The sequence below is a fragment of the Niallia taxi genome, assembly GCF_004005475.1.
Taxonomy (GTDB): Bacteria; Bacillota; Bacilli; order Bacillales; family Cytobacillaceae; genus Niallia; species Niallia taxi.
The window spans coordinates 134,029-148,273 of the sequence record NZ_RZTZ01000001.1 but is presented as its reverse complement, the minus strand read 5'-3'; the positions used below and the strand labels follow the sequence as shown (position 1 = coordinate 148,273).

The 14,245-nt window shown below is 39.3% G+C and carries 12 protein-coding genes; all 12 read left to right on the top strand.

Translation table 11 applies throughout. The annotated features are described in order from the left end of the window. Window positions 1–13 precede the first annotated feature (13 nt). The 12 genes from rpsO to EM808_RS00780 all read left to right on the top strand — a co-directional run bounded on the left by rpsO (window position 14) and on the right by EM808_RS00780 (window position 14,230). The gene (rpsO, locus tag EM808_RS00835) at window positions 14–283 is read left to right on the top strand and encodes a 30S ribosomal protein S15 (RefSeq protein WP_127734500.1); all 270 of its coding nucleotides are present in this window, start codon (window positions 14–16) and stop codon (window positions 281–283) included. Window positions 284–540: 257 nt separating this feature from the next. Then, a complete protein-coding gene (gene pnp, locus EM808_RS00830; RefSeq protein ID WP_127734498.1) occupies window positions 541–2,667 on the top strand; it encodes a polyribonucleotide nucleotidyltransferase in 2,127 nt (708 codons plus the stop codon). A 185-nt stretch (window positions 2,668–2,852) separates the two neighbouring features. Continuing rightward, window positions 2,853–3,812: a polysaccharide deacetylase family protein gene (locus tag EM808_RS00825; RefSeq protein ID WP_127734496.1), complete on the top strand. Its 960-nt coding sequence runs from the start codon at window positions 2,853–2,855 to the stop codon at window positions 3,810–3,812. A 129-nt stretch (window positions 3,813–3,941) separates the two neighbouring features. Further along, window positions 3,942–5,180, top strand: a complete 1,239-nt coding sequence (locus EM808_RS00820) for a M16 family metallopeptidase (RefSeq protein ID WP_127734494.1) — start codon at window positions 3,942–3,944, stop codon at window positions 5,178–5,180. Between the two features lie 98 nt (window positions 5,181–5,278). Next, window positions 5,279–5,530, top strand: coding sequence for a YlmC/YmxH family sporulation protein (locus EM808_RS00815; protein ID WP_127734492.1), 252 nt, complete (start codon window positions 5,279–5,281; stop codon window positions 5,528–5,530). Window positions 5,531–5,708: 178 nt separating this feature from the next. After that, complete coding sequence (gene dpaA, locus EM808_RS00810) at window positions 5,709–6,608, top strand: dipicolinic acid synthetase subunit A (RefSeq protein WP_127734490.1); 900 nt, start codon at window positions 5,709–5,711, stop codon at window positions 6,606–6,608. Next, window positions 6,609–7,202: a dipicolinate synthase subunit B gene (locus EM808_RS00805; protein WP_127734488.1), complete on the top strand. Its 594-nt coding sequence runs from the start codon at window positions 6,609–6,611 to the stop codon at window positions 7,200–7,202. It abuts the gene before it with no gap. 176 nt (window positions 7,203–7,378) lie between these two features. Next, complete coding sequence (gene asd / locus EM808_RS00800) at window positions 7,379–8,428, top strand: aspartate-semialdehyde dehydrogenase (protein ID WP_127734486.1); 1,050 nt, start codon at window positions 7,379–7,381, stop codon at window positions 8,426–8,428. Between the two features lie 224 nt (window positions 8,429–8,652). Continuing rightward, on the top strand, window positions 8,653–9,879 hold the full coding sequence (gene dapG, locus EM808_RS00795) for an aspartate kinase (RefSeq protein ID WP_127734485.1): 1,227 nt from the start codon (window positions 8,653–8,655) through the stop codon (window positions 9,877–9,879). A gap of 37 nt (window positions 9,880–9,916) precedes the next feature. Continuing rightward, window positions 9,917–10,780 (top strand): 4-hydroxy-tetrahydrodipicolinate synthase, encoded by an 864-nt coding sequence (dapA, locus tag EM808_RS00790; protein ID WP_127734483.1) that lies wholly within the window; start codon window positions 9,917–9,919, stop codon window positions 10,778–10,780. Window positions 10,781–11,021: 241 nt separating this feature from the next. Next, the gene (locus tag EM808_RS00785) at window positions 11,022–12,359 is read left to right on the top strand and encodes an amino acid permease (protein WP_127734481.1); all 1,338 of its coding nucleotides are present in this window, start codon (window positions 11,022–11,024) and stop codon (window positions 12,357–12,359) included. A 182-nt stretch (window positions 12,360–12,541) separates the two neighbouring features. After that, complete coding sequence (locus tag EM808_RS00780; RefSeq protein WP_127734479.1) at window positions 12,542–14,230, top strand: ribonuclease J; 1,689 nt, start codon at window positions 12,542–12,544, stop codon at window positions 14,228–14,230. The last annotated feature ends 15 nt before the right edge of the window (window positions 14,231–14,245 follow it).

Sequence of the window (14,245 nt, the reverse complement as noted above, 5' to 3'; positions counted from 1 at the left end):
GAGGTGAAACAGGATGGCAATCACTCAAGAACGTAAAAACGAACTTATCAATGAGTACAAAACGCATGAGAACGATACTGGATCTCCAGAAGTTCAAATCGCTGTCCTTACTGAGTCTATCAACAATCTGAATGATCATTTACGTACACATAAAAAGGATCATCACTCACGTCGTGGTCTTTTGAAAATGGTAGGTAGACGTCGTAATCTACTAACTTACCTACGTAATAAAGACGTTCAACGTTACCGTGTTTTAATCACTAAACTTGGTCTACGTAGATAGTTTAAAAAAGCGGGATACTTTTTCCCGCTTTTTTATTGTGCAATTTGTGCAAGAAGACTACTATAACTATTGACATATATATATAACAGATTAATTACATAATTGTTGGTGAATACTGACTTTGACATAAGTGAATATAACTGAAATAATATGTAATAAGTATTTTGATAATGATAAAAAATATCCATGTAGGTTTAGGTAGTACTTAAATAACCAAAACCTCTAACAAGTGAAATGAGCAGAGAGGGGTTTTTAGAATGGGACAAGATAAACATGTCTATTCAATTGACTGGGCTGGAAGGAAGCTTACAGTCGAAATCGGCCAATTGGCTAAGCAAGCAAACGGCGCAGCATTGGTGCGTTACGGGGATACAGCTGTTCTAAGTACTGCAACAGCATCTAAAGAACCGAAAAATTTAGACTTTTTCCCTTTAACAGTTAACTATGAAGAGCGTCTATATGCAGTTGGTAAAATACCTGGCGGCTTCATTAAAAGAGAAGGAAGACCAAGTGAAAGAGCAATCCTTGCGAGCCGTTTGATTGACAGACCAATCCGTCCGCTATTTGCAGATGGTTTCCGTAATGAAGTTCAAGTTGTCAGCCTTGTAATGAGCGTTGATCAAGATTGTACGTCTGAAATGGCAGCAATGTTTGGATCATCATTGGCTTTATCTGTATCAGATATTCCTTTTGGCGGACCAATTGCTGGTGTTTATGTTGGAAGAATTGATGGAGAGTTCGTCATTAACCCGACAGTGGAACAAGCTGAAAAAAGCGATATCAACCTTGCTGTAGCAGGAACTAAGGATGCTATTAACATGGTTGAAGCAGGCGCTTTAGAAGTACCTGAGGAAGTAATGCTTGAAGCAATTATGTTTGGACATGACGAAATTAAAAAGCTGATTGAGTTCCAAGAAAAAATCGTGGCAGAAATCGGCAAAGAAAAAGTGGATGTAGTTCTTTATGAGCTTGACAAAGATATTGAAGCAGAAGTTCGCTCGATTTGCGAAGCTGAAATGCTTGATGCAATCAGAGTTCAAGAAAAGCATGCACGTGAAGCTGCAATTAAAGTAGTGAAAAATTCTGTTATTGAGAAATTCGAAGCAGAAGAAGCGGATGAGGACAAGCTGAAGCAAGTGAAGCAAATTCTTGATAAACTTGTTAAAAATGAAGTTCGCCGACTAATCACAGAAGATAAAGTAAGACCTGATGGACGCGGTTTGGAAGAAATTCGCCCACTGTCATCTGAGGTTGATTTACTTCCTCGTACGCATGGCTCTGGTTTGTTTACACGCGGACAAACGCAAGCACTTAGCATTTGTACATTAGGTGCATTAGGAGATGTTCAGATTTTGGACGGTCTTGGTGTAGAAGAGGAAAAACGCTTTATGCATCATTATAACTTCCCTAACTTCAGCGTAGGGGAAACAGGACCAATGCGTGGACCTGGACGTCGTGAAATTGGACATGGTGCCCTTGGTGAGAGAGCATTAGAACCAATTATTCCTTCTGAGAAGGATTTCCCATACACAATTCGCCTTGTTTCAGAAGTATTGGAATCTAATGGATCAACTTCTCAAGCGAGCATTTGTGCAAGTACGCTTGCAATGATGGATGCTGGTGTGCCTATCAAGGCTGCAGTTGCTGGTATTGCTATGGGTCTGATTAAATCAGGTGAGCATTACAGCATCTTAACAGATATTCAAGGTATGGAAGACCACCTTGGCGATATGGACTTTAAAGTAGCTGGTACATCTAAGGGTGTTACAGCACTGCAAATGGATATTAAAATTGATGGGTTATCAAGACAAATTTTAGAAGAAGCATTACAACAGGCTAAAATTGGTCGTATGCAAATTCTTGAATCAATGCTGGCAACAATTCAAACTCCAAGAGAAGAATTGTCCACATATGCACCAAAAATCTTGATGATGGCAATTAACCCAGATAAAATCCGTGATGTTATTGGGCCAAGCGGTAAGCAAATCAATAAAATCATTGAAGAAACTGGCGTTAAAATTGATATCGAACAAGATGGAACAGTATTTATTTCATCCGTAGACGATGAAATGAACAAAAAAGCAAAATCAATCATTGAAGATATCGTCCGTGAGGTTGTTGTGGGACAAATGTATCTTGGTAAAGTAAAACGAATTGAAAAATTCGGTGCATTTGTGGAAATCTTCAACGGTAAAGACGGTCTAGTTCATATTTCTGAACTTGCAGAAGAGCGTATCGGTAAGGTCGAGGATGTTGTTGCAATCGGAGATGAAATTCTTGTGAAGGTAACAGAAATCGACAAGCAGGGCAGAGTAAATCTTTCCCGCAAAGCCGTGTTAAAAGAACAAAAAGAGCAAAAAGAACAAGCAGAAGACGCAAAATAATAAGTTAAAAAAATCAGGTTTGACTCTAATGATTTCTGTATTTTACGCAGCAATTGCGCACAGGCAGGTAATTGTAAGGGTCTGCCTTTTTTTATAGCCAAAATTGTTATTCCGTTAATTACAATTTTCAAATCGTTCTACCTTGTCCTCCTTCTACATAAAGTTTTATGAGGAGGGGATTTAGAATGAAAAGAATAATTCCGATGGCTGGAATCCTGTTAGCAGCATGGCTTGTTGTAAACAATCCATTATCCAATACATATGTAGCAAGTTTGGTTGATAACCGTGAAAGTATTACAGTATCTAAAGAGAGCAATTTATTAGAAACAATTGAAAGTAATGCAAAGAAGTATCGTATAGATGCTGTCGACGCTAAAATTGATCCGGTATGGAAAGCTATCCCAGGCATAAATGGACTTGAGGTCGACATTAAAGCTTCCTATAATAAGATGAAAAAAGATGGCGTTTTTGATGAACATAAACTCGTTTATAAACAATTAAAGCCGAAGGTTCACCTCAACGATTTATCCGCATCTCCTATTTATAAAGGCAACCCTGATAAAAAAATGGTAAGCTTCCTCATTAATGTTGCATGGGGAAATGAGTATTTACCAGATATTTTGGCAACGTTAAAAAAGCAAAATGTCAAGGCAAGCTTTTTTCTTGAAGGAAGATGGGTCCAAAAAAATCCCGAGCTGGCAAAAATGATTGTGGAAGCAGGGCATGAGGTTGGCAACCATTCCTATACACATCCTGATATGAGTAAAATAAGTGAAGCGAAGATCAGACAAGAAATTATGAAGACAAATGATGTGATTGAAGCAACCACTGGAAAACAGGTGACATGGCTTGCGCCTCCTAGCGGTTATTTTAATGATGCGGTGGTCCGTATAGCAAAAGAACAGAAGCTTGGCACCTTAATGTGGTCAGTTGATACGATTGATTGGCAAAAACCAAGTCGCGATGTGCTGCTGCAGCGTGTCATGAGCAAGGTCCATAATGGTGCAATGATATTAATGCATCCAACAGAATCTACTTCTAGCAGCTTAGATGAGCTCATAACCGAAATAAAGCAGAAGGATTTAGAGATTAATACTGTCACAGAAATGCTTAGCGAGGAACGTTCCATGTCAGATAACGAATGATAGGAAAAATTTATCTCACATTCAATTATTTTTGATAATGAAACAACTTTTTGGTAAAAATACGAATAATGAGATATACTAGCAGTCGCAAGCAGTTAACTTTGGCAAACGAGAACAGGAGGAACTTACTTGATTAAAAGATATACTTGCCAAAACGGTGTAAGAATAGTACTGGAGAACATACCTACCGTTCGCTCTGTAGCTATTGGTGTATGGATAGGCACTGGTTCAAGAAATGAAGACGAAAAAAACAATGGAGTATCCCATTTTTTGGAGCACATGTTTTTTAAAGGAACAAAAACAAGAAATGCAAGAGAAATTGCAGAATCCTTTGATAGCATTGGCGGGCAAGTAAATGCATTTACTTCAAAAGAGTATACTTGCTATTATGCAAAAGTGCTTGATACACATTCTGATTTTGCACTTGAAGTGCTTGCAGACATGTTCTTCCATTCTACCTTTGAAGAGGGAGAGCTAAAGAAAGAAAAAAATGTTGTTTATGAAGAAATAAAAATGTATGAAGACACTCCTGATGATATTGTTCATGATTTATTAAGTCAGGCAGTTTATGAAAAGCACCCGCTTGGATATCCTATTTTAGGAACAGAGGAAACGTTAAGTACCTTTAATGGCGATACATTAAGAGAATATATGTTTGACCACTATACACCGGAAAACACGGTTATTTCCATTGCTGGGAATGTTACGGAAAGCTTTATTGCGGAAGTAGAGAAATACTTTGGCGCGTTTGAAGCTGGCAAAAGTGAAGCGGTAATCAGTGAACCAGCCTTCCATACGAACAGGGTTTCACGTAAAAAGGAAACAGAACAGGCGCATCTTTGTCTTGGATATGAAGGACTGAAGGTTGGTCATGAAGACATGTATAGTTTAATATCTCTGAATAATATTTTGGGCGGAAGCATGAGCAGCCGATTATTCCAAGATGTAAGGGAGCAAAAGGGATTAGCGTATTCTGTCTTTTCCTATCATTCCTCCTTCCAAGACAGTGGAATTGTAACGATTTACGGAGGAACTGGTGCAAAGCAGCTTGATGAGCTATATGAAACGATTCAGACAACGCTTGAGACTCTCAAACGAGACGGCATTACAGAAAAAGAGTTAGCGAACAGCAAGGAACAATTAAAAGGCAGCTTGATGTTAAGCTTAGAGAGCACAAACAGCAGAATGAGCCGAAATGGCAAAAATGAATTGCTGCTTGGTAAACATCATACATTAGACGAAATAATTACGAAGATAGATAAGGTATCTAATGCGGACGTGAATAAAATGGCACATCAAATTTTCACTGACTCCTATTCTGTATCCCTTATCAGTCCAGACGGTCAACTGCCAAAAAGCCTTCTATAATATAGAAGGAGTTACATAAAAATACTTTTAGCTAGTCTAAATCCTTCCACCGAGCGATATGATTAATAGAATAAACATATCTAAGGAGGAATAAGAGGATGAGACTAAGCGAATTGAGCGGAAAAGAGCTAGTGGATGTCAAAAACGCCGTCCGCCTTGGCATGCTCGGACAAACCGATTTGGAGATTAATGAAAAGGATGGGCAAATTAAAACATTGCTGATCCCTTCTCTAAAGTGGTTTGGTTTCCGCAAAACAGGGGATGAACTGCGAGTGCCTTGGTCCCACATAAAAAAAATCGGCACTGACATGATTATTATTGATATACCAAATAAGGATGAACCGACTTAAACAAAGGTCCGGTGCAATTATCCCAAACTTACAGGGATAGTTGTACCGGATTTTTTTATATTTAACGTTTTTACAGGAAAATAAATAAAGCAAATCACCTAAAACAAGGTCATGACATAGTATGTTGGAGTAGTGATTGATAAGTGTTAGGATCTTTAAAAAAGAAGGTGAAATATACATGCTGACAGGGATGAAAATCGCCATTATCGGCGGCGATGCAAGGCAGCTCGAAATTGTCCGCAAACTGACAGAGCAGCATGCACAGCTTTCTTTAGTAGGCTTTGAACAGCTGGATCATGCTTTTGCTGGAGCTACAAAAGAAAAAATCGATAATGTAGATTTTTCAATGATTGATGCAATCATTCTGCCTGTTAAAGGAACCGATCTAAACGGACAGGTGGATACTATCTTTTCGAATGAAAAGGTTTTTTTAACAGAAGAAATGCTAGAAAAGACACCGTCCCATTGCACTATTTACTCGGGAATCACCAATGACTATTTAAATGGTATCATCAAAAGAACAAATACTGTGTTAGTTCAGTTGTTCAACAGAGATGATGTAGCAATACTCAACAGTATTCCAACAGTTGAAGGAACGATAATGATGGCCATTCAGCATACTGATACGACCATTCATGGCTCCAATATACTTGTTCTTGGTTTAGGGCGTGTTGGAATGAGTGTAGCAAGAACGTTTCATGCACTAGGAGGAAAGGTGAAGGTTGCAGCGAGTGAAAGTGAGCACCTGGCCAGAATATTGGAAATGGGTCTTACACCTATTCCGTTAAATGAACTAGAGAGTGCAGTTTGTGATATAGATATTTGCATTAATACAATTCCCCATCTTGTTGTCACATCCCCTGTCATTGAAAAAATGCCGCTGCATACCTTGATCATTGATCTTGCCTCAAAACCAGGAGGAACGGATTTCCAATATGCAGAAAAAAGAGGGGTAAAGGCGTTGCTTGCACCAAGTTTACCTGGAATTGTCGCGCCTAAGACTGCTGGGAATATTTTAGCAGAGGTACTATCACAGCTGCTGCAAGAAGAATGGCAAAGTCGAAAGGAGCAATCATAAATGAGCTTACAAGGAAAACGTATTGGGTTCGGAATTTCTGCCTCCCACTGCACATATGCAGAAGTAATGCCGCAAGTAGAAAAGCTTGTTAGTCTTGGGGCTGAAGTAGTTCCAGTTGTTACAGGGAATGTGCAAAATACAGATACAAGATTTGGCAAAGGATTGGAATGGATTGGCAAACTGGAAGAAGTAACAGGTAATGAGATTATTGACAGCATTGTCAAAGCGGAGCCTCTTGGTCCGAAAATTCCGCTTGATTGCATGGTAATTGCCCCGCTTACCGGAAACAGCATGAGCAAATTCGCTAATGCCATGACAGACAATGCAGTACTTATGGCAGCAAAAGCAACATTAAGAAATCAAAAGCCAGTTGTTTTAGGAATATCAACAAATGATGCTTTAGGGCTAAACGGAGTTAACTTAATGCGTCTGATGGCAACCAAACATATATATTTCATTCCTTTCGGTCAGGACGATCCGGTCAAAAAACCAAATTCCATGGTTGCAAGAATGAGTAGTCTTGCTGAAACGATTGATGCGGCAATAGAAGGGAAACAAATTCAGCCTGTCATTATCGAGAAATTTTTAGATTAGTAGAAATAATAGCATAATTATGCATGATTTTTAACTTTTTGCCACATTTCAAGAAAAAAGGTTCTGTTCATATAGCGCGAATATGTTAAAATAGAGAATATTCATTTGGCGGCGAGCTTGTCGCCGTCATTATTGTATAATATACAGAGAAAACACCTGAAAGAAGGGGACCCTTTATGGAGCAGAAAACAGGATTTAATGTAGCAGTAGTTGGAGCAACTGGAGCAGTAGGACAACAAATGATTAAAACATTGGAAAGCAGAGATTTTCCTATTTCAAAATTAACTCTTTTGTCTTCAAAGCGTTCTGCAGGGACAAAGGTTACTTATAAAGATACTGAAATTACTGTAGAAGAGGCAACACCTGAGAGCTTCAAAGGAATTGACATTGCATTGTTCTCAGCAGGCGGTGGTGTATCGAAGGAGCTAGCTCCACATGCTGTTTCCCACGGGGCAATCGTTGTTGACAACACAAGTGCATTCCGCATGGATGAGAATGTACCTTTAGTCGTTCCGGAAGTAAATGAAGAGGATCTGCACAAGCATAATGGAATTATCGCAAACCCAAACTGTTCGACTATCCAAATGGTTGTTGCATTACAGCCGTTGAGAGAAAAATACGGTTTGTCAAAAGTACTTGTATCCACATACCAAGCTGTATCTGGTTCAGGAGCTGCTGCTGTTGAGGAGCTTCACAGCCAAACAAAAGCCATTATTAATGAAGAAAGCTTTGAACCGGCAATCCTTCCAGTTAAAAGCGATAAAAAGCATTACCAAATCGCTTTTAATGCCATTCCGCAAATTGATGTATTTACGGAAAATGGATTTACGTATGAAGAAATGAAAATGATCAACGAAACGAAAAAAATTATGCATGACGAGAACCTGAAGGTTGCTGCAACATGTGTAAGAATTCCTGTTGCTACAGGTCATTCTGAGTCTGTTTACTTTGAAGTGGATGCAGCAGACGTAACAGCAAGTGATGTTCAAAGCTTGCTTAAAGCGGCTCCTGGTGTTATCCTACAGGACGACATCCAAAACCAAGTATATCCAATGCCGGCTGATTGTGTCGGACAAAATGATGTATTTGTTGGACGAATTCGCAAAGACCTAGATGCAGAAAACGGTTTTCATATGTGGGTTGTCTCAGATAACCTGCTAAAAGGTGCTGCTTGGAATTCAGTTCAAATTGCTGAAAGTCTTGTTAAGCTAGGACTAGTGAAATAAACAGACTAACACATCTAATGCAGCACATCTCTTTATTATATTCGCTAAAACAGGCGGTCGAAAAACCGCAGATGAGAGCAAAAATACGGCCACCTGTTTTCATATAATAGCAATAAGGGGATGTCTTGAGAAACTGCAGCTTTCTGTTATACGAAGATGCGGATGCTCGGATGTGCCCCTTTTTAATAGAAAACACTTTTTTAGGTGTACAGAGGTGTATAGCAATGACAAAAATAGTAGTACAAAAATTCGGTGGAACATCTGTAAGGGATGAACAAAGCCGTAATCAAGCTAAAGAGCATATACAAGATGCCTTAGCAAATGGCCAAAAAGTAGTAGTAGTCGTTTCCGCAATGGGAAGAAAAGGGGAACCGTATGCAACAGATACTCTTTTATCTCTTATCGGTGGTTCTGAGAGTCAGTTAAGCAAACGTGAAAATGACTTGCTATTGTCTTGTGGAGAAATCATTTCCAGTGTCGTGTTTACACAGCTGTTACTGGAAAACAACATAAAAGCAACAGCACTTACAGGCGCTCAAGCCGGATTTGTTACAAATGATGATTTCACTAATGCAAGGATACTAGAAATGGATTGCACACGCGTTCATCAAGAGCTTGAAACTTATGATGTCGTAGTTGTTGCCGGCTTCCAGGGGGCTGCTCAAAACGGTGATACAACAACATTGGGCAGAGGCGGAAGTGATACGTCCGCTGCTGCATTAGGTGCCGCGTTAAATGCAGAAGTAATCGATATCTTCACAGATGTGGAAGGTATTATGACGGCAGATCCGCGAATTGCTGAAAATGCAAGACCACTTTCCGTTGTGACGTATACGGAGGTTTGCAATATGGCATATCAAGGTGCAAAGGTTATTCACCCAAGAGCGGTGGAGATTGCTATGCAGGCGGAAATTCCAATTCGCATCCGTTCCACACATTCAAAAGGAACAGGAACACTTGTAACATCAAGCAGCCATGAGAATAAAGGCAGTGATATTAAAGAAAGACCTGTGACAGGAATTGCTCATGTCGCAAACGTAACGCAGATTAAGGTTCTTGCAAAAAAAGACCAGTATGATCTGCAATCTCAAGTATTTAAGGCTATGGCCAATGAAGAAATCAGTGTTGACTTCATTAATATTTCACTGAACAGTGTGATATACACAGTAACAGATGAAATGGCAAAAAAAGCAACAGCTGTATTACAGGAAATGGGCTATGAGCCAATAGTAGAGAAAGAATGTGCGAAGGTTTCAGTGGTTGGTGCCGGCATGGCAGGCGTGCCAGGCGTTACTTCAAAAATTGTCACAGCACTTTCTAATAAAGGAATTCGCATTTTACAATCTGCGGATAGCCATACGACTATTTGGGTCCTCGTTAAACAGGAGGATTTAATCCGCGCTGTAAACGTATTGCATGATTCATTTGAATTAGATAAGGAACAGCATTAAACACAACAAGATTGAAAATGAGAATAGGAGTGGAACGATGGGTTTATTTGGTAGAGTGTCAACGGCCATGATTACACCATTTGATGCAAAGGGACATATTGATTTTCCGAAAACAACACAGATTGTTAATCATTTGATTGCAAATGGAACAGATTCCTTAGTTGTTGCAGGAACAACTGGCGAATCTCCAACATTATCAAAACAAGAAAAGATTGCATTATTTAAGCATGTGGTAAAGGTAGTGGAAAAGAGAGTTCCAATCATCGCAGGGACTGGTGGTAATAACACTTATGACTCCATCGAGATGACAAAAGAAGCAGAACGGGCAGGCGTTGATGCTGTAATGGTTGTAGGCCCATATTATAACAAGCCTAACCAAGAAGGGCTGTATCAGCATGTGAAGGCAGTTGCAGATGCTACATCCCTTCCTGTTATGATTTATAATATTCCAGGTCGTTCTGCTGTTAATATCGAACCCGAAACAATTATTCGATTATCAGCTGTTGAAAATATTGTGGCAGTTAAGGAAGCAAGTGGCAACCTAAATAATATCACAAAAATTATTGCAGGTACGCCAAGTGATTTCTATGTATATAGTGGAGATGATAGTTTAACATTGCCATTGCTGTCTGTCGGCGGAACAGGTGTTATTTCCGTTGCCTCACATGTAATTGGTCCTGAGATGCAGGCAATGGTAGCTGCATTCCTTGAGGGAGATATCGCAAAAGCAGCACAGATGCATCAAGAATTGCTGCCAGTTATGACAGCACTATTTGCTGCACCTAACCCTGTACCAGTTAAAACAGCTCTTCAATTAAAAGGCATTGATGTCGGTTCAGTCCGATTGCCTCTTGTACCACTGACAGAAGAGGAAAGAACAAAACTGGCAAGCTTTTTCTAATAAAGCTTATTTTGATGGGTAGATCAGTATTACATAGCTAGTCTATCCATATAGACGAATCAGTTTAATTTAGGTTTATAGAAATAAAACCAGATTTCCCGTTAATCCCTACTGCATCGGCAGTGGAACAGGGTTTTTCGGGAAATTTGGTTATTTTTATTTCTGAACAGCAAATGGATATATACTAAAGCTTGTTTGATTGATGCTAATTGGAGGGTTTATTAAATGAAGGAGGAGCAAAATGGAAACAAAAAATACGCTGCAGAAAAAACTGAAGCCGAGACATATCAGCTTAATGGCGATGGGTGGAGCTATTGGGACAGGCATTTTTAAAGGGAGCGGTGAAACGGTAGGCGTTGCTGGACCTGGAGTAGTTGTTGCCTATATTTTTGCAGGTTTATTGTTATTGGTTGTGATGGGCGCCATTGCTGAAATGGCGATCGTTTATCCAAACACAAACATGAAGGGATTTATTTTAAAGGCGTTTGGAAGCAGAATGTCCTTTATTATTGGCTGGCTTTATTGTGTTCTTTGGCTGGCGGTGTGTATTATTGAGGTAGTTGTTGCCGGAAGCTTTTTGCAATATTGGTTTCCAGATGTGCCATTATGGTTATTAAGTATTATCTGTACTATCTTCATTTTGAGTATAAACTTAATGAATGTTAAGCACTACGGAGAGTTTGAGTTTTGGTTTGCAGGCATAAAAATTGCTATGATTATTGTATTTATTATTTTAGGTGCAGGGATTTTATTTGGTATTATACCTTCTGACGGCTCTAATTATTTCCGGAATTTCACAGAGCATGGCGGATTCTTCCCGAATGGCTTTACATCCATTTTTGCTGCTCTTTTAGTTGTAATGTTTTCATATGGAGGCTCTGAGCTTATCGGTGTTACGGTAACGGAAGCCCAAGACGCGGAGAAAATACTGCCAAAGGTTATTAAAAGCTTTATTTTCAGAATCGTCCTTTTTTATACATTGCCAATCTTAATTATCTGTGGATTAATTCCATGGAATGAATTAACGGAATCATCAAGTCCGTTTGTACAAGTACTGTCCATATCAGGTCTGCAAGGTGCTGCACATATCATGAACTTTATCTTGATTATTGCTGTATTGTCTGCAGCTAACTCTGGCATTTATGGATGTACAAGAATGCTTCACTCTCTTGCAGAAGAGGGAGAGGCGCCAAAAGCGTTCAGTAAGCTTTCAAAAAGCGGTGTTCCGACATATAGCCTTGTTTTAACAGGTGTCGTATTATTGCTTGGATCAATGATTGCTCTTGTTGCACAAAATGAAGTATTTACACTGCTGATGGCATTCCCAGGCTTTGTCGTTTCAATTGTTTGGATAAGTATATGCCTAGCTCAAATTAAACTGCGTAAGAGCTATACAACAATGCCAAGTTTTCGTTTATGGGGTTATCCATATATTACAGGGCTTGCAGCAGCAGCACTTGCACTAATAAGTATCAGCTTTATCATGAATGAGGATAACAGAATCAGTATTATTGCTTGTTTGGTTGTACTGGCATTTTTGATCATTATGTCTATTTTTAAATTCAAAAAAGTAAAATGATGTAACCTGTTGATTGGCTTTTCATCAACACTACTGGAAAAGTCAGTAACTGGTTGCTCTTGCTTTCTTCCTCCATGCTGTACGCGTTTTCTTTGAAATTGGTTGTAAACATTTAAATAGATAAAGTATAATATTGTTAACTGATCAATGGTCGGCTAACTCAACATAGGAGGAAACAAAAAGTGAAGAAAAATGAAAAGATAAAGCTGGTTGCCCTCGGAGGAGTAGGGGAGAACGGTAAAAATATGTTTGCAGTCGAAGTCGATGAAGACATATTTGTAATTGATGCTGGCTTAATGTATCCGCAAAATGAGATGCTCGGAATCGATATTGTCGTTCCAGATATCACTTACTTAAAACAAAACGAAGAACGAGTGAAGGGAATCTTCTTAACGCACGGACATGAAGATCATATTGGGGGACTATCCTTCTTTCTTAGAGAGCTGAACGTACCTGTTTACACTACAAGGCTTACGGCTGAATTGGCGAAAGAGAAAATGAAGGAGCAAGACTTTAAAGGACAAGTTCGTTTTGAAATTATTACTTCCAAATCAGTATTGAAATTCGGTTCTGCTTCTGTGTCGTTCTTCAAGGTGAACCACAGTATACCTGATAGCATTGCTATTGTCATTCATACATCTGAAGGGGCAATAGTACACACTGGGGACTTTAAATTTGATCAAACTGCTGGTGACCTGTATAAACCAGGTTATGCTGAGATGGCAAAACTAGGTGAAAGAGGCGTTCTATGTTTGTTATCTGACAGTACAGATGCGGACAAGCCTGGCTACTCTACTTCAGATTCAGTTGTAACAGAGGAATTGACAAATGCCTTCCTTCGTACGAAAGGCAGAATCATCGCAACTGTTTTTGCAACAGATCTAAACAGAATTCAGCATATTTTTGATGCAGCCGCAAAAGCAAACCGTAAGATTGCTGTAATGGGTAAAAATCTTCAAGTTATATTAAATATTGCGCTAAAGCATGGCTATATTGATATTCAAGAAGATATCCTTGTCTCGTTCCAAGAGATTCAAGGTCGTGAGAAAAACGAAACAATCATCTTAACAACAGGCAACAAGGGTGAGCCAGTTGAAGCATTGCATAGAATGGCAAGGAAAAACCATAAACAAGTAAACATCGGTGATGGAGATACTATTTTGTTTGCAGCATCCTCCTTGCTTGGTGGTGAAGTGTTTGTTGGCAAAACAATCGATATGCTTTACCGTTTAGGTGCAAGTGTTCTTACTGGTAACAAGACATTCAACAGCTCTAACCACGGAAGTCAGGAAGAGCTTAAGTTTATGATTAATATTTTGAAGCCAAAGTTCTTCATTCCAATTCACGGAGAGTATCGTGTATTAAAACCACATGCGCAGCTTGCTGAGAAATGTGGAGTTCTGCCGCAAAATATCCATATTCCTGAACAGGGAGAAATGATGGAAATTAAAGACGGCAAGCTTCGTACAAGCGGAAAGGTTCCTGCTGGCAATGTTTTAATTGATGGCAGCGGTATTGGTGATGTCGGCAATATCGTTTTAAGAGATCGTAAGCTCTTGTCTCAGGACGGAATTTTGACGGTTGTTGTTACATTAAACAAACAGGAGCGCAAGATTTCTGCAGGACCTGAGATTATTACAAGAGGATTTGTGTATGTAAGGGAATCCGAGCAGCTTTTGGAAGAGGCTGCAAACCGTGTTAAAGATATCGTCGAAAAAAGCATCAGCAAAGACAGCTTTGACTGGACGGGCATCAAACAAGACATAAGAGATACACTGAATCAGTTCTTGTATGAAAAAACAAAACGCAGACCGATGATACTTCCAATTATTATGGAAGTGAAAACGCCAAGAAATAAGGATACGAAGTAAGTAATTTAGCGCATT